Here is a 25,047-nt window from a genome sequence, read left to right as displayed (position 1 = left end):
TTACTTTGATTTCTGCTTTTTCTAATAAACCTTACGGTTTTTATTACTCTAAATATCAAAAAAGACCAGTATCTCTACTGATCTTTTCATCTTCTTACCTGGCAACGTCCTACTCTCACAGGGGGAGACCCCCAACTACCATCGGCGCTGAAGAGCTTAACTTCCGTGTTCGGCATGGGAACGGGTGTGACCTCTTCGCCATCGTCACCAGATAAATATGAAGTTTGAAGGCATGTTCCTTCAAAACTAGATAACGATTATACAATTCATTTACTGAGTTTACGCTTTTCTACGTTGTCCAGCTCCAGAAGCCAAATCCTACGGTAATTTCACTCTCTCGGGCGAAGTCAAAGTACGACTTCTGCTCGATCGCTCCAATTCCCTATGGATTTGAACGGGCTTCTTCCGCTTTTCTAAATAGGTTAAGTCCTCGATCGATTAGTATCAGTCAGCTCCACACGTCACCGCGCTTCCACCTCTGACCTATCAACCTGATCATCTTTCAGGGATCTTACGTTACAAAGTAACAGGGAAATCTCATCTTGAGGGGGGCTTCATGCTTAGATGCTTTCAGCACTTATCCCTTCCGCACATAGCTACCCAGCTATGCCTTTGGCAAGACAACTGGTACACCAGCGGTGCGTCCATCCCGGTCCTCTCGTACTAAGGACAGCTCCTCTCAAATTTCCTGCGCCCACGACGGATAGGGACCGAACTGTCTCACGACGTTCTGAACCCAGCTCGCGTACCGCTTTAATGGGCGAACAGCCCAACCCTTGGGACCGACTACAGCCCCAGGATGCGATGAGCCGACATCGAGGTGCCAAACCTCCCCGTCGATGTGGACTCTTGGGGGAGATAAGCCTGTTATCCCCGGGGTAGCTTTTATCCGTTGAGCGATGGCCCTTCCATGCGGAACCACCGGATCACTAAGCCCGACTTTCGTCCCTGCTCGACTTGTAGGTCTCGCAGTCAAGCTCCCTTGTGCCTTTACACTCTGCGAATGATTTCCAACCATTCTGAGGGAACCTTTGGGCGCCTCCGTTACATTTTAGGAGGCGACCGCCCCAGTCAAACTGCCCACCTGACACTGTCTCCCGGCCCGATAAGGGCCGCGGGTTAGAATTTCAATACAGCCAGGGTAGTATCCCACCGACGCCTCCACCGAAGCTGGCGCTCCGGCTTCTCAGGCTCCTACCTATCCTGTACAAGCTGTACCAAAATTCAATATCAGGCTACAGTAAAGCTCCACGGGGTCTTTCCGTCCTGTCGCGGGTAACCTGCATCTTCACAGGTACTATAATTTCACCGAGTCTCTCGTTGAGACAGTGCCCAGATCGTTACGCCTTTCGTGCGGGTCGGAACTTACCCGACAAGGAATTTCGCTACCTTAGGACCGTTATAGTTACGGCCGCCGTTTACTGGGGCTTCAGTTCAAAGCTTCGCTTGCGCTAACCTCTCCCCTTAACCTTCCAGCACCGGGCAGGCGTCAGCCCCTATACTTCGCCTTGCGGCTTCGCAGAGACCTGTGTTTTTGCTAAACAGTCGCCTGGGCCTATTCACTGCGGCTTTTCCGGGCTATTCACCCTAAAAAGCACCCCTTCTCCCGAAGTTACGGGGTCATTTTGCCGAGTTCCTTAACGAGAGTTCTCTCGCTCACCTTAGGATTCTCTCCTCGCCTACCTGTGTCGGTTTGCGGTACGGGCACCTCACACCTCGCTAGAGGCTTTTCTTGGCAGTGTGGAATCAGGAACTTCGGTACTATAGTTCCCTCGCCATCACAGCTCAGCTTATGTGACAACGGGATTTGCCTCGTTGTCAGCCTAACTGCTTGGACGCGCTAATCCAACAGCGCGCTTACCCTATCCTTCTGCGTCCCCCCATTGCTCAAACGGTGAGGAGGTGGTACAGGAATTTCAACCTGTTGGCCATCGCCTACGCCTTTCGGCCTCGGCTTAGGTCCCGACTAACCCTGAGCGGACGAGCCTTCCTCAGGAAACCTTAGGCATTCGGTGGAGGGGATTCTCACCCCTCTTTCGCTACTCATACCGGCATTCTCACTTCTAAGCGCTCCACTAGTCCTTACGGTCTAGCTTCACAGCCCTTAGAACGCTCTCCTACCACTGTTCTAAAAGAACAGTCCACAGCTTCGGTGATACGTTTAGCCCCGGTACATTTTCGGCGCAGAGTCACTCGACCAGTGAGCTATTACGCACTCTTTAAATGGTGGCTGCTTCTAAGCCAACATCCTGGTTGTCTAAGCAACTCCACATCCTTTTCCACTTAACGTATACTTTGGGACCTTAGCTGGTGGTCTGGGCTGTTTCCCTCTTGACTACGGATCTTATCACTCGCAGTCTGACTCCTGAACATAAGTCTTTGGCATTCGGAGTTTGACTGAATTCGGTAACCCGATGGGGGCCCCTAGTCCAATCAGTGCTCTACCTCCAAGACTCTTAATTCAAGGCTAGCCCTAAAGCTATTTCGGAGAGAACCAGCTATCTCCAAGTTCGATTGGAATTTCTCCGCTACCCACACCTCATCCCCGCACTTTTCAACGTGCGTGGGTTCGGGCCTCCATTCAGTGTTACCTGAACTTCACCCTGGACATGGGTAGATCACCTGGTTTCGGGTCTACGACCACGTACTCATTCGCCCTATTTAAGACTCGCTTTCGCTGCGGCTCCGTCTCTTCAACTTAACCTTGCACGGGATCGTAACTCGCCGGTTCATTCTACAAAAGGCACGCCATTACCCATTAACGGGCTTTGACTACTTGTAGGCACACGGTTTCAGGATCTCTTTCACTCCCCTTCCGGGGTGCTTTTCACCTTTCCCTCACGGTACTGGTTCACTATCGGTCACTAGGGAGTATTTAGCCTTGGGAGATGGTCCTCCCTGCTTCCGACGGGATTTCACGTGTCCCGCCGTACTCAGGATCCACTCTGGAGGGAACGAAGTTTCAACTACAGGGTTGTTACCTTCTATGACGGGCCTTTCCAGACCGCTTCATTTACCCCGTTCCTTTGTAACTCCTAATAGAGTGTCCTACAACCCCAAGAGGCAAGCCTCTTGGTTTGGGCTTCTTCCGTTTCGCTCGCCGCTACTCAGGAAATCGCGTTTGCTTTCTCTTCCTCCGGGTACTTAGATGTTTCAGTTCCCCGGGTCTGCCTTCATTACCCTATGGATTCAGGTAAAGATACTGTTCCATTACGAACAGCGGGTTTCCCCATTCGGAAATCTCCGGATCAAAGCTTACTTACAGCTCCCCGAAGCATATCGGTGTTAGTACCGTCCTTCATCGGCTCCTAGTGCCAAGGCATCCACCGTGCGCCCTTAACAACTTAACCTTTGACATCGAAGATGTCATTTACTAATTATTAAGAGAATCACTAAAAATAAGCGTTTAAACTCAGTGAATTACTTGAATTGTTATCGTTATCTAGTTTTCAAGGAACATAAAGCACAGGATGCACAAATGCTATAAGCATTTAAACTCCTATGTCTTTTTCTTACATATAATGAAAGATCGTAAATGATCTCTCAAAACTAAACAAAAACCAAGCGAGCCTCATTTTCCTTAGAAAGGAGGTGATCCAGCCGCACCTTCCGATACGGCTACCTTGTTACGACTTCACCCCAATCATCTGTCCCACCTTAGGCGGCTGGCTCCTTGCGGTTACCCCACCGACTTCGGGTGTTACAAACTCTCGTGGTGTGACGGGCGGTGTGTACAAGGCCCGGGAACGTATTCACCGCGGCATGCTGATCCGCGATTACTAGCGATTCCGGCTTCATGCAGGCGAGTTGCAGCCTGCAATCCGAACTGAGAATGGTTTTATGGGATTGGCTTGACCTCGCGGTCTTGCAGCCCTTTGTACCATCCATTGTAGCACGTGTGTAGCCCAGGTCATAAGGGGCATGATGATTTGACGTCATCCCCACCTTCCTCCGGTTTGTCACCGGCAGTCACCTTAGAGTGCCCAACTGAATGCTGGCAACTAAGATCAAGGGTTGCGCTCGTTGCGGGACTTAACCCAACATCTCACGACACGAGCTGACGACAACCATGCACCACCTGTCACTTCGTCCCCCGAAGGGGAACCTTCTATCTCTAGAAGTAGCGAAGGATGTCAAGACCTGGTAAGGTTCTTCGCGTTGCTTCGAATTAAACCACATGCTCCACCGCTTGTGCGGGCCCCCGTCAATTCCTTTGAGTTTCAGTCTTGCGACCGTACTCCCCAGGCGGAGTGCTTAATGCGTTTGCTGCAGCACTAAAGGGCGGAAACCCTCTAACACTTAGCACTCATCGTTTACGGCGTGGACTACCAGGGTATCTAATCCTGTTCGCTCCCCACGCTTTCGCGCCTCAGCGTCAGTTACAGACCAGAGAGTCGCCTTCGCCACTGGTGTTCCTCCACATCTCTACGCATTTCACCGCTACACGTGGAATTCCACTCTCCTCTTCTGCACTCAAGTTCCCCAGTTTCCAATGACCCTCCACGGTTGAGCCGTGGGCTTTCACATCAGACTTAAGAAACCGCCTGCGCGCGCTTTACGCCCAATAATTCCGGACAACGCTTGCCACCTACGTATTACCGCGGCTGCTGGCACGTAGTTAGCCGTGGCTTTCTGGTTAGGTACCGTCAAGGTACCGCCCTATTTGAACGGTACTTGTTCTTCCCTAACAACAGAGCTTTACGACCCGAAGGCCTTCTTCGCTCACGCGGCGTTGCTCCGTCAGACTTTCGTCCATTGCGGAAGATTCCCTACTGCTGCCTCCCGTAGGAGTCTGGGCCGTGTCTCAGTCCCAGTGTGGCCGATCACCCTCTCAGGTCGGCTACGCATCGTTGCCTTGGTGAGCCGTTACCTCACCAACTAGCTAATGCGCCGCGGGTCCATCTGTAAGTGGTAGCAAAAGCCACCTTTCAATTTCGAACCATGCGGTTCGAAATATTATCCGGTATTAGCTCCGGTTTCCCGGAGTTATCCCAATCTTACAGGCAGGTTACCCACGTGTTACTCACCCGTCCGCCGCTAATCATCGGGAGCAAGCTCCCTCAGATTCGCTCGACTTGCATGTATTAGGCACGCCGCCAGCGTTCGTCCTGAGCCAGGATCAAACTCTCCAATAAAGAGTTGATATAGCTCATAAAAAATGTACTAGTTAGTACGTTGTTTGTTAATCGAAATTAACGTTGGCACGCTTGGTTTTGTTTAGTTTTCAAAGATCATGTTCAGTTGCATCTCTCAGAAGCAACCTCTTTATAATAACAAACCTCATTAATCGAGTCAAGTTATTTTTTGTTTTTTTATTTCATTTATTACTGCATTGTTTCAGCAGCAACGTTTTATACTATATCACGCCCTTTACCTGTTAGCAAGTGTTTTTTATAAGAAAAGCGCAAGCGCCTTGATCAGCCTAGGGCAAATAAGACGCTCATGAATAGAAGGCGTTCTTTGCCTTCTATTCATGAGCGTCTAGACCCTAGAGGGGCTAGGCGCTAGAGCTAGACACTAAAACTAAGTACAAAATTTTATACTTTCTTACCTTATAAAAAAATAGAAGCTCCTTTTTCATCTATCATTTTTGAAAAAGGAGCTTCTATCATTTATCAAAAAAATGATATTCCCCAATACCTCTATTATTCTTTACTTATTACCTTAAGCGATAAAAATAAAATATAGAACAAATACCACAAACAAAAAGTACATAATAGGATGAATTTCTTTACCCTTTCCTTTTAAAAGCATTGTTATCGGATAGAAAACAAACCCACAAGCAATGCCAGTAGCGATACTATAAGAAAGAGGCATCATGATAATGGTAAAGAATGCTGGAACTGCAATCTCCAAACGATTCCAATCAATATCTTTTAATGTAGAAACCATTAAAATACCTACTATAATTAGTGCAGGTGCTGTTACTGAAGGAGTGATAACTCCTAATAATGGTGAAAAGAAAAGCGCTAGTAAAAATAAAACAGCCGTTACCACAGAAGCAAAGCCAGATCTTGCACCTGCCGCTACACCTGCAGATGACTCTACATACGCGGTCGTTGTTGAAGTACCTAGAATAGAACCAATAGTTGTTGCCGTCGCATCAGCAAATAACGCCCTTCCTGCACGAGGCAATTTATTATCCTTCATTAATCCAGCTTGGTTTGCAACTGCTACAAGTGTTCCAGCAGTATCGAAAAAGTCAACAAATAGGAAAGTTAAAATAACCACCAACATCTGAAGAGTAAAAATTTGATCAAAATTTATAAAAGCTTGGCCAAATGTTGGCGCAATACTCGGTACGGCACCTACTATTTGCTTAGGAACATCAATTAACCCAAAGATCATTCCTGCAATTGCCGTAAGAAGCATCCCATAGAAGATTGCTGCTTTTACTCCGCGAATCATTAGGATAATCGTAATGATTACTCCGAAAATGGCTAATAATGTTGTTCCTTCGTGGAAATCACCTAAACCAACTAATGTTGCATCGTTATTTACAATAATTCCAGCATTTTGAAACCCAATAAACGTGATAAACAAGCCAATACCTGCTCCCACTGCATATTTAAGTTCAGCTGGAATAGAATTTATGATTGTTTCTCTAAGTCCTGTAAAAGTCAATATAATAAAAATCAATCCAGATACAAGCACACCAGAAAGCGCCGTTTGCCACGGTATACCGTATGTAAGTACAACTGTAAAAGCAAAAAATGCATTTAATCCCATTCCTGGAGCCAATGCTATTGGATACTTCCCTACAACGCCCATAATCAGCGAACCGATAGCAGCTGCTATAGCTGTTGCAACAAAGACTGCTCCTTGATCCATTCTCATGGCATCCGGAAGGTCAGGTACAGCTTGTAAGGAAAGTGTAGTAGGATTAACAAATAAAATATAGGCCATAGAAAGAAACGTAGTTAACCCACCGATCATTTCACGACGGTAATTTGTTCCCAATTCGTCAAATTGAAAATACTTTCTCATAATGTTAATATCCTCCTTTTTTTGTAGCTTGCGCTAATGCAGACAAAATAAACGAGTCTAGGCAAAACAAACTCTTATAAACGCACAGAAAAAGCGCTCCATGCCTTGGAGCGCTTAACTTACAAAATAGTTAATTAAGAGAGTTTTCACCTATATTAACACTTCGTAGTCAAGCTATTTACGGCAGCTTGGTAGAGACTTTTGGGCCATATCCCCAATATTATACGACGCATTTCGACTTATTTAATTCTATTTTATTCTATCAGCATCACATCTCTTCGTCAATAAAAAACGAACATTATTTTAAATAATGTTCGTTTTGTTCGTGTTTTATTCCCACTCAATCGTTGCAGGTGGCTTGCTTGTAATATCATACACAACACGATTTATATGTTTTACTTCATTAACAATTCTTGTAGAAATAACTTCTAATACATCCCACGGAATTCTCGCCCAATCAGAAGTCATGCCATCAATCGATGTTACAGCACGGATACCGATTGTATAATCATATGTTCTTGCATCTCCCATTACCCCAACGCTGCGAATGTCAGGAAGTACCGTGAAGTATTGCCAAATATCACGATCCAGACCGGCCTTTTTAATTTCCTCACGTAAAATATAATCAGATTCACGAACAATCTCCAGTTTTTCCTCTGAAATTTCACCAAGTACCCGAATTCCAAGACCTGGACCAGGGAATGGTTGTCTCCACACAATTTCATCTGGAATTCCCAATTCTGTTCCTAATGCACGAACCTCATCTTTAAATAAAGTGTTTAATGGCTCAATTAATTCGAACTCCATATCCTCTGGAAGACCGCCAACATTGTGGTGGGATTTAATTGTTTGAGCTGTTGCAGTACCGCTCTCAATAATGTCTGTATAAAGCGTTCCTTGTGCTAGAAAATCAATGCCTTCCAGCTTAGCAGATTCATCATCAAACACATAAATAAATTCATTACCGATGATTTTACGTTTTTGCTCAGGATCTGAAACACCTTTTAATTTATTTAAGAAACGATCCTTCGCATCAACCTTAATGACGTTCATATTGAAGCCTTCGCTAAATGTCTTCATAACACTTTCAGCTTCATTTTTGCGCAGTAGTCCATGATCGACAAAAATACATGTCAATTGATCGCCAATGGCTTTATGAATTAAGACCGCAACAACGGAAGAGTCAACACCGCCGCTTAATGCACAAAGCACCTTTTTATCGCCGACTTTTTCCTTAATTTTAGCTGATTCCATTTCAATGAAATTCTCCATTGACCAATTACCAGCACATTCACAAATTGAAAATACAAAGTTTTTCAACAAATCATTTCCATATTCACTGTGGCGTACTTCTGGATGGAATTGTACACCATAAAATTTACGTTCTTCATTACTCATTGCTGCGTATGGACATGATGTACTTGTTGCAGCAACTTCAAACCCTTGTGGAATCTCTTTAACTAAGTCGCCATGACTCATCCAGACAACTTGCTGCTCAGGCAGATCAGCAAATAACGCAGATTTTGCTTTAAGATCAATTGTCGCTTTACCATATTCTCGATGATTCGCTGGTTCAACCTTTCCGCCAAGAGTATGTGTCATAAGCTGCATTCCGTAGCAAATACCTAAAACAGGGATACCTAAATCAAAAATTGCTTCATCACATTTGAATGCATTTTCTCCATAAACACTATTCGGACCGCCAGATAAAATGACTCCTTTAGGATTCATTTGTTTAATCTCTTCCGCCGTTAATGTATGTGGATGCAATTCACTATAAACACCAAATTCACGAATGCGTCGAGTAATTAATTGATTGTACTGACTACCAAAGTCTAAAACAACTACCATTTCTTGAATGTTTGCCAATGTCGTCACCTCATACGTATTATCACTGCAAAATAATGCATTTATTCAAAGCTACTTTAGCGTAGGAACAAAAACTCGGGAGGCGCCTTTATTAGCCTAGGGTAAATAAGACATCCCAAGCTACCCCTCCTAGCGTTGCAACAACCGAAACTACACTAAAAAAAACTAGACTCCTGTCCTTCAAATAAAAAGAAGGCAGAATTCTAGTTATACGTACAAACTTATTCTGCCTTCATAGTCAGGTAATTTCGGCTACCCGGTAGAGACTCTCGGGACCATCCCACCCGAGGATATATGAAGGAATAACTATTAATTTTTTCTATTCTATCAATCTTCTTATGCAATGGTCAAGATGATGTCTTTTTTATTAAATTTTCCCACAATTCTGCAGACCTCATCCATTCCTCTTTTGCATTATCACGGCGGTACAATGCCCGTTCATAGTTTTTCGTTAACACAGTCATATGCTCCATTTGGAAGTAATCGTCAATAGACTGAGCATATTCCCGTAAGGTTTGGCTATCCTTCCTTTTCATACCGAAGCGATCAAATTGCTTTAACAAGGAATCATAAGCCAGGAAGAATACTTGATCATCGGTGCGTTTTCTGTATTTGCGAATGATTAGCAATGGCAGCCATTTCATTCTTGTTTTATAAATGGCCAGTCCGATTAAAAGCATAACGGCTATTGTAATATATACAGCAGTACTATCCAAGCGAATGTTTAAAAAGTTTCTGCCGGCTTGTTCATTTTCAGACTCTGAATTCATTTCTTGTTTTTCTTGCTCAGGTTTTTCAGGTGTTTGCGGCTGTTCTTGTTCTTCTTGAACAGTTGGTTCCTCTTGTTCAATTTCCTGCTCTTGTTCCTCTACTGCCTTATAATCAAATGTCAGATCATATGGATTAACAAAGCCTTTAGTCGGTTCAAATGGAACCCAGCCAACACCATCAAAATAAACCTCTACCCAAGAGTGGGCATTGTTATTTGTAACCCGATATTCTTTCTCGGTATTCGTTACATTTTTAACAAATTCTCCTTCAGTGTAACCCTTTACCCATCTAGCAGGAATATCAATTGAACGTAAAAGGACAATCATAGACGTTGAGAAATTATCACAATACCCTCTTAGAGTATCAAAAAGGAATTGATCAACATAATCCTGATTTCCCTCAGGAATGGCAACATCTTCTTTATCATATGAAAATTCATCTGATCCCAGGTAACTCTCAATTGCTTTTACTTTATCAAATTGATTATCTTCATTTGCAGTAATCCTGATAGCAAGCTCTCTTACTCGGCTAGGCAGAGAATCTGGCAGCTGGGTATACCTTTCAATAAAGCCTTCCGGGACACTTGCAAAACTTTGTTCCTTTCTCATTTCATTGAGCGGATAAGAAGGAAGATCATAGCTAATCTCATACGACATAAACTCCTGCCTTGAGCCCTCATTCTCCCTAAACGGAGTAATCAGCTCCGTATTTTGATTGAAATAAAAAGATAATTGATTCTCTGTTTCAATCGCTGATAATCCCAAAGGATACATCACATGAAGGTGGCGATAGCTATTATTTATCATGATCGTCGACTTCAAGCTTTTCGTCTCTACACGTTCATCCGTCCAGTTTAATTCGTTAAAATTCGTTATTTCCTCTAGCTCAGCCTCAGGATCGGATGCTTCCCAACCTTTCCCTGTATAGACATCCTTTGTTTCAATCCGCCAATATTGTGTATCAGATGAAACATGTATAAATACCTCCGTATCATCCTCAACAAATCCGCCGCCCAACTGCTCATCATTTTGGCTATAGCCAATTCTCTGCATCCCGCCTTCCCCACCTTCCCGGCCAATTGCGGTAATATAAGGAACCGGATCTGGCCATTGAGGTGAAGCCTTTGGTGCAAAAATGGCGAGAACAATTGAGAGTGAGATAAACGCAAATAACGGCAAAATCCATCGAAAAGAGGTTAACCGCTTCATGTTTAAGTTTTCGACCTTTTTTAATCGATCAAGATAAAGCATACCAAGCATAAAAAATCCGATTATTACAGTCCTAACGATGGCTAGTGATGCGTCATACGGGGTAAAAGTATCTAACACGGTTATATAAATAAGTGTCAATACAAAAAATAACAAGATCCTCTTTTGATAAAGAATCCAATAATGAATTAAATAAACAAGTAACCATAAAAGAATAAAAAACAACAACGTCCTAAACGATGAAGTCATGTTTACCCAATCTGCATTTGGCATTAAGCGAAAATTAAACATAAGATCCTGGAATAGATCTTTCAACCAAAGGAAGCTAAAAAAAACTCCATCAAAAAAGAGTCCGTGCAGCATAAATAAAATGATTATGATCTTAACCGGGAAGGTCATATACCAGCGAACTCTTAAGAAAGCTAACAAAAAGCTTATTCCAATAAAGAAAACGAATATAAATGTATTTGCCGTATCGGTAAATGCTTGAAGAGGTCTTAACCATTCCCACAGCAACATAAACGTAAACAAAAAATAAACAAAGGCAAATGTTGTTTTGCTATCAGGCGAGATTTGAATTTTCATGATCCGCTCACCTCTTTGAACTCTTTATCCGATTTTTGAATGCTTAGTACTTTAATGACAATATCAAGCTTTTTTAATCTTTCAATAAGTACCGTTTCTTCTTTCGTGATTCTATCATGATTATTCTTTATCACAAACAGCATGAAGGTTTGTTGCTGTCTTAAAAGAGATTCCAGCTTCCGAACCAAATCCACTGATAGATGACTAGTAACAATCATGCTTGTGATATGCTTCAAATCAGCACCTACCAAGTCTTTGCTTATTATCGACGATATAGGCTCTTGACTATCACAGTCAACCTTCGCAAGGTGATAATAGAGACTTCGAACATGCTGCTCATCAGACTGAAGGGAAAAGATCTGTTTGCTGCTTCCAATTGAGACAAGTCCAACACGGGCGCCGCTCTTGATAATCGCCTGTATTAAAGAAGCCGTATACGTAACCATTGCTTCAAACATCGGGGACTTGACCCGATCCAATAAGATGACGACATCATGACTTTGCATTTGCTCAAATTCCTTTGTCATTATGGAGTCGCTTCTAGCTGTAGCCTTCCAATCAATCCAAGCAAATTTATCACCTGGCTGATACTCCCTCACACCAACGGCCATTGTTGAATCCTGCCAATACTTTGCTAAACTTGATGAAGAACCTTGCTCAAATTGTTTCCGTCTTGGATGATAGACTAAATCAACAACTAAAGGATAAACGAGAAAATAATTTTCAACTTCAAAGAATGTTTCTTTTTCAATTAAACCAAAGAGGTCTCCCGTTTTCAGACGAATTGACGTAAAGTGATGTTCACCTCTCGGCATTTGATTTAAAACATAGCTAAAGGAAAGTGTTTTTTTAAACCATGGGAAAAAGAGTTTCTTTGGTTCCTCTATCTTTTCGCTTGCATGAAGCCGTTCAGAAAGAACATCCTCTACTAAGAGATAACATAAAGGAAATGGGAATTTTCGTTTAATCGTTACTGTTGCAACAAGTTTTTGACCTACAGTAAATTGCTCTTGGTTGACCGTTCTAGTAATCTTAAATGAACGAATCGGATAGATCACTAGCATAAGTGAGTAAATAGCAAAAGGAAAAAAGCTATAAAAGAGAAACCAGCTGACAAAGCCGCCTTGAAACATGGCATAACTGAATGACGCTAACGTGAGTATTAAGAGGAAAACCAGCTTCCAACCTACATGAAATCTCTTAAAAAGGTTCTTCATTAACGACTTAGCGACCTTTGCACAGGCACAGGTGTCCTATCTATGATTTCACCAACAAGTTGTTCAGCGCTTTTCCCCTCAAACTTTGCTTCAGACCGTAAGATTAATCGATGTGGAAGTGCATATAAGGCTAAATATTGAATATCATCAGGAATAATATAGTCGCGGCCGGTAATAAAGGCATAGGCTTGAGCCGCTTTCATTAAGGCAATCGAAGCACGCGGACTGGCACCTAAATAAATAGAAGGATGCCTCCTCGTTTTGCTTGTGATATCAATAATGTAGTGTTTAATCGTTTCATCTACATAAACGTTTTGGATTTCGTATTGAAGTTCAACTAACTCCTCTTTCGTGATGACACTGTCAATTTTATGAATCGGCCTTTCTTTTTCTGCAAGGGATAGCACCTCATATTCCTCAGCCTTTGATGGATAACCCATTCTTAGCTTGAATAAAAAGCGATCAAGCTGTGCCTCAGGCAATGGATAGGTACCCTCGTAATCTACTGGATTTTGGGTGGCCATCACAAAGAAAGGCTTAGAAAGTACCCGAGTTACACCATCTACTGTAATGCTCCCCTCTTCCATCCCTTCCAGCAATGCTGATTGTGTTTTTGGAGACGTCCGATTGATTTCATCTGCAAGGATCACATTCCCAAAAATCGGTCCCTCGCGAAATTCAAATCTCAGCTCCTTAGGATTGTATATAGAAACACCTGTTACATCAGAAGGTAGTAAATCAGGTGTAAACTGAATTCGTTTAAATTCGACCCCGACTGATTTTGCCAGAGCACGTACCATCATCGTTTTCCCAACACCCGGGACATCTTCCAGTAAAACATGACCATTTGCTAATAGCGCAACAAGACTTAAGATGCTTACATCTCTTTTCCCTACAATAACATGTTCAATATTTTTAATAACTCGACCGAGTTTTGGATGCATTTCTTCAGTATGGGACATGATTTTCCTCCTAGAATGAGTTTCGACCTTACTTCCTATTATAGTATTCTAAAAAACTTATCAAAACCCTTTTGCATTTACATTTTTTGTTACTTTTCAATGGTATTGTCGATTTTTTGTCATCGAAAATGAGCATAGAAAGGGTACTGCAAACATTATCCGGAAATTTTGTATACTAAGAGGATTTTCAAACTAAAAAAGCCTATTCCCTAAATATCGCTATAAGGAAATGGACTTGCTTCAAATTTTTATTTAAATACCCCTCTGGAAATATAGAAAGTGGTAATTGCTATTGAAATAAATAAGTTTCATAACTAATTCCTAGAAAAAAAGTTCTCAGGTGCTTTTTGAGTCTTGATAACCCTTTTTGTATCATTTCGCCCCAGCACTAGTAAGTATATCTTTTATTTCTGTAAACCCTCTTGATTTTGCATGTTGAAGGGGTGTTATACCCTCTCCGTCAGGAATATTTACATCAGCACCATGTTGAATTAACAGTTTAATCGTTTCCTGTTGCTTTTTCCCGCCATCACTTAGAATGATAGATTCCAATAAAGCAGTCCAACCGAGATTGTTAACATGATTCACGTCAATATCGGTATTCTCTAGAAGCTCTTTGACAACATTGACGTAGCCATGCTCGGATGCCGGGATTAATGCAGTGCCTCCGTATCTGTTTAACAGCTTGGGATTTGCACCATCTTCAATTGTTAGCTTCAAAATTTCCAAATACCCTTCTGCTCCTGCATAAAGGAAAGGATTATTTTTCATGTTATCCTGAATATTGATGTCCGCTCGCTCCATTTTCGATTAGGAATTTGACTGTTTCTGGTTGATTACTGTAAGTCGCAAGCATCGATGCAGTTCTGCCTTCAATGACCAACAACATTGATGTCTATTCCTTCGTCTATGATTTTTTTAAATTTCAGTGATATTCCCATTTTCAGCAGCAATAAATAGTTTTTCCCTCATTTGCTCCTCCTTTGATTCTGCTATTTGATCTACTTTCATTTCATTAACGTTTTGACATCCCATTAAAAATATTGCCGTTAGTTATAAAAAAGAGTAATAGTTTCCTCAATAAAACATTTGTCTCCTCTCCTATTAGCATATTTTAGATTTATACTGAAAATCGATAACCTGCTCCCCATACGGTTTCAATAAATTGCGGATTTGCTGGATCAATTTCGATTTTCCCGCGAATTTTTCGGATATGGACCGTTACAGTTGTGATATCTCCCGCTAAGTCCTGTCCCCATATTATGTCAAATAGCTCCTCCTTACTAAAAACACGATTAGGATGCTTGGCAAGAAAAGTTAGCAGCTCGAACTCTTTCGCAGTTAGATTCACTTCTTTATCATTTACGTAAACCCTGCGTGATGTTTCTGCTATCGTTAATCCTCTGATACTTATTTCTTTTTTATCTACTTGCTTATTTCCACTCAATCGCTCGTAACGAGCTAAATGTGCTTTAACCCTTGCAACAAGCTCACTTGGACTAAAAGGCTTAATGACATAGTCATCTGCTCCAAGTCCAAGACCTCTGATCTTGTCGATATCCTCTTTCTTCGCTGATACGATTAAAATCGGAATGTCTTTTACAGCACGAACCTGGCGACAAATCTCAAATCCATCCACGTGAGGTAACATTAGGTCAACTATTATCAAATCGTATTCAATGGTAAGAGCTTGTTCAAGACCCTCTTTTCCTGATTCAACTAATTCGACGTCAAAGCCGTTTATAACAAGATAGTCCCTTTGTAGTTCACCAATACTGGGATCATCCTCAATAATTAAAATCTTTTTCAATATATACACCTCACTTTTTTGCATATCTTAACGTGAAGAATATACTCGTTCCTTTCCCTATTTCACTCGCTGCCCAAATTTCTCCACCATGCTCACTAATAATTTGTTTGGCAATAGCCAGCCCTAGACCACTCCCGCCTGTTACGGTATTTCTAGCACTATCTGCGCGATAAAAGCGATCAAATATATACGGGAGAGATGCCGGGTCAATTCCATCACCATTATCGTTTATTTCAATCTCGATATTATGTCCTCTCTCGACTACAGAAAATCGAATAATCTTTTCGTCCTTCTTCATATGCTTTAAGGAATTTTGAATAATATTAACTAGTACCCGCTTTAATTTTTCGCGATCAACGATCACCAACTCATTGGTATCAACATCTACCTTACATTGTACTTTAATATCTTGTTCTTCAAAATCCCAGCTTAGCTCATCAATAAAATACTTAATGTAATGGACAATATCGATTGCCTCAAAGTTAAATTGTATTTTTTTTAAATCCAGCTTTGAAAAAAGAAATAAATCATCAATAAGAGAATCCATATCGGTTGCTCTTCGATAAATCGTTGAAAGATATTTATCCATTTTTTCGGGAGTGTCAGCCACTCCATCTCTAATCCCTTCTACATATCCTTTAATAGCTGTAATAGGAGTTCTTAAATCATGAGAAATATTAGAAATAAGTTCTTTTCGATTTTCTTCATATTTTAGCTGCAAATCGATTGATTCCTTTAACCTTTGACGCATTTCTTCATATGCCATGCTTAGTTGTCCAATTTCATCCTTTGTTCTTGCTTTCACTTTAAAATTTAAATTCCCATCCCTGATTTTTTCTGTCGCAAGTTTCAAGGAATGCAAGGGTTTGACAATACTTCTTGTAACTAAGTAATTAAGAATACCATTTGTTGCAATTAATAAAATAATCAACACTCCTATTAAAATAGGAAATAGATTCTTCGATAATGCTGCATATGGACTAACCTTTTTTATAACATAAATACTTCCTATTTCTTGGTCATCAAAATAAAAATCAAACTTCACATATGAGAAATAATATTTTCCATAGCTAACAGTATCCCTAACATGTATATTTGACGGCTCAAAAGATGGGAGGTCGTCTGCACTCTTGATAGAGATTAGAGCGTTAGTTTTATAAATAATTGAGTCCCCTTTTCGGATAACGAGGGCAGAAGGTACATTTTTTAACTTCTCATCAAATAATTTTAGTTTACGCTTATCTAATAATTGATCTTGCTGTTTTTTCGCTAAATATTTCAAATCTAAAAATACATTCTCTTCCTGAGCGGTAATGGGTTTGTGTGAATAATGATTTGCATATAAATGTTTGATACTGCTTATATCTCCTGTAATAGCTAAAATCATTAACAATCCACAAAGAATAAAAAGACCGATTGTAACAACCAACATAGCTGTATAGGATAACAACATTCTCAAACGAATTGACATCACAACACCTCCTATACAGAAAGCAAATTTTCCAGTACATCTTTGTATAGAACAGAACGAGGCTCATCATATACTAAAAAGGGAACGGAGACTCCGTTCCTCTTTGACTTTCTTCACAGTCCTATTATTTGGTAAATTTTAACTTAAAATCACCATTATAAGGTATATGTTCAACGGTTATGATGATTTCTTTTCCATCTTGATCTTTACCCTTTCTTTTATAGGTAAATTTATTTTCATTAAGCTCTGTAAGTTCAAGAACTGCACCATACTTCATTCCTTGTGAAACGTGAGCCCTTATTTTATTCCCATTAACAACATCGAAATATCCATAATCACCGCGGCTTTGACCTGTTTTGGCATCAAAAAATTCATACTTATTTGTTTTATCGTCATATTTTGCCAAACCTAAAAAATTCGAATTATAGCTCGATACATCGTTCCCATTTTCATCAAGCACGACTGTTCCTTGCCATAAGGTGCTAGATAAAATTTTGTCGCCATCAACATCTGTAACGATTTCTCCTGTGCTGGTTTCCAATGTTTTTTCAGGATCAGTAAAGGAAAGTTCTGTTTCATGATAAGGAATATGATCAACGTATACCTCTACATCGTTACCATTAGCATCTTTCCCCATTCTTTTATAGGTAAACATATTTACATTAAGCTCTGTTATTTCGACTATAGCCTGGTATCCTTTTGATTCTGATATTAATACGCGAATTTTCCCATCATTCGTAATAAAGAATGTTCCATAATCCCCACGGCTTTCTTTTGTCGTTTTATCAAAAAATTCATATCTCGCTGTTTCATCGTCATATTTCGCAAGACCAATAAAATTTGCATTTTCTTTGGTTAAATCATTATTATTTTTATCATAAACCTTTGTTCCTTGCCAATTTGTACTGCTAAGAATATTAGCCAATTCCTGCCCTTTCGTTAACTCACCCTCTTTCTTTTCTAACTCTAGAGTTTTATTTTTACTAATTTCCGTTTTTTTCCCGTTTGCATTAATTTCTTTTGCCTGTGATTCTGCTTGACAGGCTGAAATGATTAAAGCCATGCTAGCAATACATAATAACATGATTAGTTTTTTCATCGTATTTCCTCCATATTTTGCATTACTTCTACTGCTATCAATACTTTTAAAATGATCGTCGACGTAATTATATTGTAACTTTAAATGCTTAAATTCCTGTAAACAAACTCTTAACAAAGTCTTAAATGTTAATTAAATAAAAAATACACTTTATAGCGTGAATTTTCCCCTGTGCTGCAAATTTATACCTTCTTAACGTATAAAAAAGCCGCCTGAATGATGTTCCAGGCAGCGAATGTATTTATATGATTAAGGTTTCATTTCCCTCTCAGCGTCTTTTTTATTACGATAGTAAATAAAATCAATTTTTCTCATTGTACGTATCCCCTGATTTACAATAACGGCAGAATAAACAGTGGTTAGAAATAAGCCGAATATGGCAATCCAAAACAGGGTTGTGATTTTTATGTCTCTTTGACGATCAAATTGCACGAACATCCCCCTTCCTAACAACTCTCTATTTATATTTTGCCAGAAGAAAGGAATTATTCATGAAGACACCTTTTATTTTTCTTATATTAGGAAAAAATAATAATGCCCTTACGGTGTCAGAGGCAGATCCGGTGTCTGCACACCAGTAATAAGCGTACTCTGATGTTTCTCGACATTTTCAAAAATATATAATGGAACATTCGGATACCTACCGTAATCACTTTTTACCGTTTCAACCCATCTGAAAAATTTTGCTTTCCTAAAAGCATGGGCTTTGGGATTAGGAGTTGTACACGGATTTCCATATGGGATAACTAACGGAAGCAACAATGTCACAAACATAATGAAAAACACCTCTGGTTATGATTTGCCTTATAGATTGTAAAAAAGAGCCACAAGTTAAATATGGAATGCTCTTTTAGTGTATTTTATGAAAAAGTGTAAAGAAGGTACTTCAATCGTTTCTGTCAGATAGATGGTAAGAAAAGCGCAAGCGCCTTGATCAGCCTAGGGCAAATAAGCCACTCATGAATAGAAGGTGATCTTTGCCTTCAATTCATGAGTGGCTAGAACATAGAGGGGCTAGGCGCTGGAGCTAGACACAAAAACCAGGTAACACATTAAACAAACGTTTAAATAAGCATAGTGTCTATTGCGAAATCAAGATCTAATACTATTGTTCTTAAAAATATCCTCTATCTGCTCTAATGATAATCCTCTTGTCTCTGGTAAGTTTTTTGCTACAAAGATGACCCCAATAATCGCAAAGAAAGCGAATAAGAAAAATGTCCCTGAAATTCCGATCCCATCCATAAGAACAGGGAAGAATAATCCTACTAAAAAATTGCAAAGCCATAAAAACAAAACGGCCATTCCCATCCCAATGCCCTTTAAACGAACAGGGAAGATTTCAGCAAGGATGAGCCATACCATCGGACCAATCGCACCTTGGAAAAAGGCTAAATATAGGACAGTCATTAATAAAACGACATATGGCAATATTGGAGATCCTGCAAGCATCATTGCAGACGTACCAATTGAAATCAACGCAATTGTTACACCTACTAAGCCTGTAAGCAGCATTGTCCTTCTATTCACTTTATTTAAAAGAGACATCCCGACAATGACGGCAATTACGGCAATTAATCCGTTTGCTACGTTTGCGATTAATGCTGTTTTTGTTCCAAATCCAGAAGTTTCAAGTATTTGTGTACCATAGTACATAATTGAGTTTATTCCTACCAATTGCGATATTGACCCAATGACAATACCGAGAATGACTATACGTCGAATCCAAGGTATCCCTAAGTCTCTAAATTTCATTTTTTCTGTTTTCTGCTCTTCTGAAAGATGTGATTTTATTTCCTTCAATTCTTGTTGTGCAATACTTTCACTGCGAATCTGTTGCAGGATGTTCAATGCTTCAGCCATTTTTCCTTTTGATGCTAACCATCTAGGGCTTTCAGGTAAAATGAGGACACCAATCCAAAGCGCCACGGCTGGAAGTGTCGCAATGACTAACATATAACGCCATACATGTCCTGCATCACCAAAAACATTTCCAATAACTGCATTGAATATAAAAGCAAGAAACTGCCCAGTAACAATCATCAATTCATTTTGCGTAACCAATACACCACGCCTGTCTGAAGGAGCTATTTCAGCTAAATACGATGGAATAACGACAGAGGAACCGCCAACCGCTAGACCCAATAGAAAACGGAAAATAGCCATAATCGTTGTATTAGGAGCAATAACGCAGCCAGCTGCAGAAAAGAAAAATAACATCGCAAGATACAAAATAACCTTCCTGCGTCCTTTTGTATCCGATAACCGTCCGCCAAAGATGGAACCAAAAGCAGCACCTAATACTAAAGAACTTGCTACTAACCCCTCTGTGAAAGGATTTAAGTTTAATTGATCAGGTTGAGCCATAAATGGAAGTGCACCATTAATTACCCCTGTATCATATCCGAATAATAGTCCCCCAAAAGTTGATACAATTGTTACTAATTTCAAAAACTTTTGCGGGTTCTTTTTCTTGGCATGTTCTGGTTCAACTGGATTTTCAGAAACCTTTATATTTTCCATGTTCAATTTCCCCCTTTTCAAATGGTGTTTCTCAAATTTCTTAGACTTGTTGACTTAGAAGTGTTGGCCCTAAAGCTTCTTTCCCTAATAAAGATTGACGGAGAAGTGGTTTTTCACTAAATTTAAAGCGCTATCATATTTGCTTTTTTGATTTTTTCCGGAAATTACAGCTAAAACATTTAAGCAAACTGGTGGCTTTAATAGGAGTTAAGAGTCTTTTATAATTCCTAATTGTATTGGTATAAAACGTTTCACTCTGGATGTAATGACTTTTTAGAGGTAAAAACCGGGGATCAGTCTCAGCTAACTGCTCCCACGGTGTTTTATATAAAGTTTGTTAAAGTTATTGTTTTGAACTATTAAAGCTGCATCCCCATACTAGATGGCTACTATTTTGCCATTCTGCAACTTTACAGATTAACCGCAAGTTTTTTATGATGATCAAACTCTACCCAAACAGCTCCATTTTCAGCAGAACGAACACAATTTTCAATCCAGCGAATGCCATCAATGCCTGCATCAATGTCGGGATAAACAAGATTCTTTAATGTTTCCTCATCGTTTCGATTCTTCGCATCGATTGCAACGGCAAATTTAAGATAAATATTTGCCCATGACTCTGACAACCCTTCTTGATGTAATGCTCCTAAGCGCTCATCGGCATTGCAGGATTCGTCTAAGTAAGGCATTGCACGAATAAGCGTTTGAATCGGCTCTCCCTGAACTTCAAACCTGAGTTCATTTGGTTTGCTATCCCACCATTCTAAGCTTGCTTTAGATCCAACAATGCGAATTCGATGCCCGTCCATGCAGCCTGCATTGATCGAGGAAGTCCAAAGTCTTCCTACCGCTCCGTTTTCATATTTCATAAGGACAAAAGCATTGTCCTCTAAAGGGGCACGGCTTCCAACAAAGCTCTGCCGGTCACATAACAATTCTTTAATTTTCATATGCGGCATAATCAGCTGGGACATATAATACGTATGGGTGGACAGATCTCCTAAAACATAGCTTGGTCCCGCAACCTTAGGATCAACACGCCACTTTTGGGCATCATTTGTTTTATCTCCTTGATCAGTTGCATTAAAGCCATGAGTATACTGCAGTTCAACCACACGAATTTCACCGATTTTTCCTTGTTCAATCATGGCGCGCATTTGAAGGAGCATCTGATTTCCGGAGAAACCATACGTCACCCCAACAATTTTCCCTTTTTTCTCTGCAAGAGCTTTTATTTCTTCACCCTCCTCAGAGGTAAAAAACAATGGTTTTTCACAGATAACATGCAAACCGGCTTCTAATGCGGCCTTACATATTTCATAATGAGTCCCGTTAGGAGTGGCAATCGAGACAACCTCAACCCCATCCTCCCTTAACGCTTCTTCTGCAAACATCGTTTTATAATCAGGATAGCAGCGATTTTCAGCTACCCCAATATTCATTCCAAAATCCTTTCCTCTTTCAGGATCGATATCAAATGCTCCTGCTACTAATTGAAAAGCCGTATTATCTCTTAGTGCACCTGTACGGTGTTTATATCCAACCTGTCCAAGCCGGCCGCCCCCGACCATAGCCCAACGTAGTGGTCTTGCAATAATTTTTTCACCATTTAACATGTTCATCGCCTCTTTCTTGAATTATATTCTGAATTTTCAGATACTTAAGAGCGGAAATAGTCAACTTTACATATCAGATTAATAACTAAGTGTTTGTTGTAATGCATCAATAGATGTTCTTATTCCCGCCTCTACTGACATCGTCAAATCTTCCATTTCCAACGAAACTTCTTCATCATATCCCATCATCTTCACGACAGAGAAGAACTCTTTCCACCATTGCAAATCTTGTCCACAGCCTACTGCTACATAATTCCAGGCTCTATTCGCTACATCTGTCACTTCTTTTGTTTCCAATATTCCATTCACAGCGGATAGATGTCTCTCAAGTCGAACATCTTTACCATGAACATGATGAATCGCTCCTCCTAATTTTCTTGCAGCTAAAATTGGATCAGCTCCCATCCAAATCAGGTGGCTTGGATCTAAGTTTAAGCCAACGATTGGTCCAACCGCATTACGTAATCTAAATAGCGTTTCTGGATTATAAACTAATTGGGAGCTGAAATTTTCAAGGGCAATCTTTTCCACTCCACATGCTTCAGCTTTCCTCACTAAGTCTTTCCAATATGGAATCGCTACCTCATTCCACTGGTAATCAAAAATTTCTTTTAGAACCGGCGGCCAACTAACCGTATAAGTAATCCAGTTAGGTATTTTATCTTCAGGGCTTCCTGCAGGCAGCCCGCTCATCATAATGACTTTTTTTACCCCTAACAATTTAGCTAACTCCATTGTTTTCTCTGTTATTTCCCGATGCTGTTTACCAAGCTCACCTGGATCTAAAGGATTTCCCGAACAATTTAACGCACAAAGTTTTATATGGCGTTTATCTAAGCTAGTTAAAAAATCTCTTCTTTTTTGCTCACTTTCTAATAGCTCATCTAACCTTAAATGAGGTGCAGGAGACCAGCCCCCTGTAGTCATTTCAATTGTATCGATACCTAAATCCGCTACAAAATCCAACATCTCTTCAAATGGCAAATGGCCTAAGCTATCTGTTACATAAGATAGTTTCATCGATTGTTCCTCCTTGTCTTAGCAGTAACATTTCAACTTTTGATTTTACATTTAGAGACATCTTGAAATTTTCACCCCCCAAAAGAATACGCTTCCAATTAAAAGTGACGATTCCCCCTAAATGAAATCACCTTCTTGTTACTGTCATTTCCTTGTTTACGTAGTTAATTATATAAAACCCTTTCATAATAGTAATTAAATTTTGAAGACATGTTTTTATACTTTAAGGACATCTTTAAACGCAAAAAAGATCAGGCTCCTTGAACACAATCGTGTTGATTAGGGTTTCCTGATCCTTATCTCAGCTATCAGAATATGTCGTTGTATTTTTGTCTACATACATAGACCGAAACCGCCCAGGTGATGATTGCATCATAGAAGTAAAAACACGGGTAAAATATTGAACATTCATAAATCCCGTTTCCTCAGCAATTTCTTTTATCGATAAATTCGTTTTTTTGAGCAATTTTATTGCCTTTTTGATCCGTTCGTCTTGCACATATTTAGAGAAACTTACTCCTAATTCAGATACAAAAATCCGCGACAAATGCCTGCCGGATATATGCAAGTGCCTTGCGACTTCTGTTAGTTTTAACGAATTTGATAAATTGTCATTTATATACAATTGCGCTTGAGTCAGGAGTGCAGAAAACTGTTCAGGAACATGTTTTTGATGACTCTTATTCAAGGCAGGGACAAAATCTTGAAGGATTGAAAAAATAAGGGAATAGGCAATAGTCGAAAGCATATCTTCAAAAAACTCATTTTTAGGCTTTGTTGCTTGGATAAGAAGCGATTTCCATAATAATGCTGTTTCCATGTCATGCGTATCATGTAAGATGATTTCATTGCATTGCTTTGCATTCTCCATAATTCTAATCCAGTTCTCACTTGACTCTGATTCGATTAGTTGAAAGGCAACATATAAGAGAGATAACCCTTCCTCGCTTTTTATTTGATGGATAACCCCTGGTCTTGATAAAAAGAGTGTGTTTTTCTGAAGCATGTAGGAACAATCACCATCTATATAAGTCCCTTCTCCCTCAACTACATAACATACTTCAAAAAAGGAATGTTTATGTAATAGATTGTCATAATGCTTTGGCATGACTCCCCAATAATGAACTTGAAACGAAGCGCCATTTTGATTGATACGATGTACATAATCATTCAAAGAAGTTTTTCCTGGTAGATATTTCGTTAAATCCAACAAAATCACTCCCTTTCAACCACGTGCATCGCACTCGTTTTCTCTTTCAGTCTTCAATCCGCTGCAAAAAGCTTAAGAGCTTTTCCATCCAGCGAATATTCTCGTCTGATTGGCTAAAGGCATGTTCACTAATAAATTGTACGGCTTTCTGCTGTTTTTCATCCAGTAATTCAAGTTGTCTTTTGAATTCTTCCTTATTTTTAGCCTCTCTATATTTGGCCCAACGTTTCTTTTCTTGTTTTATCGCATCCTCCAGGAAAAAAGCTGCTTTAACTGGATCAATATATTTCAACAGATAGATCGATATATAAAGATCTTCTATCTTTGAAGCCTTTTTGAAATTGTTGTAGACCTCTTGTTCAAGAAATTGTCTTCCAGCCCTAGTAATCGCGTACATCGTTTTGTTTGGGCGATTCTCTTTCTGAATGGTTTCGACAGGCTCAATAAGACCTTTTTTCTGTAATGCTTCAAAATTATAGTAAAATTTCCCTTCACTCATTTTGTCTATAGGAAGTGAATCTAATAATCGTTTCTTTAATTTATAAGGGTGGCTATTTTCTTCAGCTAAACTCCCGAGTATAAATAACGAAAGAGACAAGAGGACTCCTCCTTTCTAAAAATCAGTTATTTAAACCCTTAAATTTTATCATATTAAGTCTCACAACATGACATCGATCTCTGCAAATGTAAACAAAATGT

General features: G+C 40.0%; 15 protein-coding genes, 3 rRNA genes, 1 pseudogene and 2 riboswitches. All 19 genes and pseudogenes read right to left on the bottom strand.

The window, feature by feature from the left end; translation table 11 throughout:
• Positions 1–96: 96 nt before the first annotated feature.
• Positions 97–212: ribosomal RNA gene (rrf, locus tag ACSVDH_RS01855) — 5S ribosomal RNA — on the bottom strand.
• Between the two features lie 206 nt (positions 213–418).
• Positions 419–3,350: ribosomal RNA gene (locus tag ACSVDH_RS01850) — 23S ribosomal RNA — on the bottom strand.
• Positions 3,351–3,584: 234 nt separating this feature from the next.
• Positions 3,585–5,135, bottom strand: a 16S ribosomal RNA gene (locus tag ACSVDH_RS01845).
• The 16S, 23S and 5S rRNA genes sit together here, the layout of an rRNA operon.
• Positions 5,136–5,664: 529 nt before the next feature.
• Positions 5,665–6,987: an NCS2 family permease gene (locus tag ACSVDH_RS01840; protein ID WP_299095022.1), complete on the bottom strand. Its 1,323-nt coding sequence runs from the start codon at positions 6,985–6,987 to the stop codon at positions 5,665–5,667.
• 146 nt (positions 6,988–7,133) lie between these two features.
• Positions 7,134–7,235: riboswitch (purine riboswitch) on the bottom strand.
• Between the two features lie 82 nt (positions 7,236–7,317).
• On the bottom strand, positions 7,318–8,865 hold the full coding sequence (gene guaA, locus ACSVDH_RS01835) for a glutamine-hydrolyzing GMP synthase (protein WP_439253348.1): 1,548 nt from the start codon (positions 8,863–8,865) through the stop codon (positions 7,318–7,320).
• Between the two features lie 206 nt (positions 8,866–9,071).
• Positions 9,072–9,174: riboswitch (purine riboswitch) on the bottom strand.
• A 29-nt stretch (positions 9,175–9,203) separates the two neighbouring features.
• The gene (locus ACSVDH_RS01830; RefSeq protein WP_439253347.1) at positions 9,204–11,420 is read right to left on the bottom strand and encodes a DUF4129 domain-containing transglutaminase family protein; all 2,217 of its coding nucleotides are present in this window, start codon (positions 11,418–11,420) and stop codon (positions 9,204–9,206) included.
• On the bottom strand, positions 11,417–12,637 hold the full coding sequence (locus ACSVDH_RS01825) for a DUF58 domain-containing protein (protein ID WP_439253346.1): 1,221 nt from the start codon (positions 12,635–12,637) through the stop codon (positions 11,417–11,419). Before ACSVDH_RS01825 ends, ACSVDH_RS01830 begins: the two co-directional genes overlap by 4 nt.
• Entirely contained in the window at positions 12,637–13,599 is a 963-nt protein-coding gene (locus ACSVDH_RS01820) for an AAA family ATPase (RefSeq protein ID WP_299095030.1), read from the bottom strand. The genes ACSVDH_RS01825 and ACSVDH_RS01820 overlap by 1 nt, the downstream gene beginning before the upstream one ends.
• 372 nt (positions 13,600–13,971) lie before the next feature.
• A pseudogene (locus ACSVDH_RS01815) lies at positions 13,972–14,634 on the bottom strand (ankyrin repeat domain-containing protein).
• Positions 14,635–14,719: 85 nt separating this feature from the next.
• A complete protein-coding gene (locus ACSVDH_RS01810; protein ID WP_439253345.1) occupies positions 14,720–15,409 on the bottom strand; it encodes a response regulator transcription factor in 690 nt (229 codons plus the stop codon).
• A 10-nt stretch (positions 15,410–15,419) separates the two neighbouring features.
• Complete coding sequence (locus ACSVDH_RS01805) at positions 15,420–16,880, bottom strand: sensor histidine kinase (RefSeq protein ID WP_439253344.1); 1,461 nt, start codon at positions 16,878–16,880, stop codon at positions 15,420–15,422.
• Between the two features lie 124 nt (positions 16,881–17,004).
• A complete protein-coding gene (locus tag ACSVDH_RS01800) occupies positions 17,005–17,979 on the bottom strand; it encodes a DUF4822 domain-containing protein (protein ID WP_439253343.1) in 975 nt (324 codons plus the stop codon).
• A gap of 249 nt (positions 17,980–18,228) precedes the next feature.
• Positions 18,229–18,411: a hypothetical protein gene (locus tag ACSVDH_RS01795; RefSeq protein WP_439253342.1), complete on the bottom strand. Its 183-nt coding sequence runs from the start codon at positions 18,409–18,411 to the stop codon at positions 18,229–18,231.
• A 108-nt stretch (positions 18,412–18,519) separates the two neighbouring features.
• Positions 18,520–18,753, bottom strand: a complete 234-nt coding sequence (locus tag ACSVDH_RS01790; RefSeq protein ID WP_439253341.1) for a hypothetical protein — start codon at positions 18,751–18,753, stop codon at positions 18,520–18,522.
• Between the two features lie 318 nt (positions 18,754–19,071).
• On the bottom strand, positions 19,072–20,508 hold the full coding sequence (locus ACSVDH_RS01785) for a sugar porter family MFS transporter (protein ID WP_439253339.1): 1,437 nt from the start codon (positions 20,506–20,508) through the stop codon (positions 19,072–19,074).
• Between the two features lie 404 nt (positions 20,509–20,912).
• Positions 20,913–22,118 carry a Gfo/Idh/MocA family protein gene (locus ACSVDH_RS01780; RefSeq protein WP_439253338.1) on the bottom strand — a complete coding sequence of 402 codons (1,206 nt, stop codon included), beginning with the start codon at positions 22,116–22,118 and terminating at the stop codon, positions 20,913–20,915.
• A 78-nt stretch (positions 22,119–22,196) separates the two neighbouring features.
• On the bottom strand, positions 22,197–23,138 hold the full coding sequence (locus ACSVDH_RS01775) for a sugar phosphate isomerase/epimerase family protein (RefSeq protein ID WP_439253337.1): 942 nt from the start codon (positions 23,136–23,138) through the stop codon (positions 22,197–22,199).
• Positions 23,139–23,439: 301 nt separating this feature from the next.
• On the bottom strand, positions 23,440–24,348 hold the full coding sequence (locus tag ACSVDH_RS01770; RefSeq protein WP_439253336.1) for an AraC family transcriptional regulator: 909 nt from the start codon (positions 24,346–24,348) through the stop codon (positions 23,440–23,442).
• 46 nt (positions 24,349–24,394) lie between these two features.
• On the bottom strand, positions 24,395–24,946 hold the full coding sequence (locus ACSVDH_RS01765; protein WP_439253335.1) for a PadR family transcriptional regulator: 552 nt from the start codon (positions 24,944–24,946) through the stop codon (positions 24,395–24,397).
• Positions 24,947–25,047: the final 101 nt, after the last annotated feature.

This window comes from Metabacillus sp. Hm71 (genome assembly GCF_051842955.2).
Taxonomy (GTDB): domain Bacteria; phylum Bacillota; class Bacilli; order Bacillales; family Bacillaceae; genus Metabacillus.
This window is presented reverse-complemented; position numbering and strand designations above follow the sequence as displayed.

Bases quoted from the DNA above. Each gene is read 5' to 3' on its own strand.
- ACSVDH_RS01840 (WP_299095022.1), bottom strand. From the start codon at position 6,987: ATGAGAAAGTATTTTCAATTTGACGAATTGGGAACAAATTACCGTCGT.
- ACSVDH_RS01830 (WP_439253347.1), bottom strand. From the start codon at position 11,420: ATGAAAATTCAAATCTCGCCTGATAGCAAAACAACATTTGCCTTTGTT.
- ACSVDH_RS01825 (WP_439253346.1), bottom strand. From the start codon at position 12,637: ATGAAGAACCTTTTTAAGAGATTTCATGTAGGTTGGAAGCTGGTTTTC.
- ACSVDH_RS01820 (WP_299095030.1), bottom strand. From the start codon at position 13,599: ATGTCCCATACTGAAGAAATGCATCCAAAACTCGGTCGAGTTATTAAA.
- ACSVDH_RS01805 (WP_439253344.1), bottom strand. From the start codon at position 16,880: ATGTCAATTCGTTTGAGAATGTTGTTATCCTATACAGCTATGTTGGTT.
- ACSVDH_RS01800 (WP_439253343.1), bottom strand. From the start codon at position 17,979: ATGAAAAAACTAATCATGTTATTATGTATTGCTAGCATGGCTTTAATC.
- ACSVDH_RS01790 (WP_439253341.1), bottom strand. From the start codon at position 18,753: ATGTTTGTGACATTGTTGCTTCCGTTAGTTATCCCATATGGAAATCCG.
- ACSVDH_RS01780 (WP_439253338.1), bottom strand. From the start codon at position 22,118: ATGTTAAATGGTGAAAAAATTATTGCAAGACCACTACGTTGGGCTATG.
- ACSVDH_RS01775 (WP_439253337.1), bottom strand. From the start codon at position 23,138: ATGAAACTATCTTATGTAACAGATAGCTTAGGCCATTTGCCATTTGAA.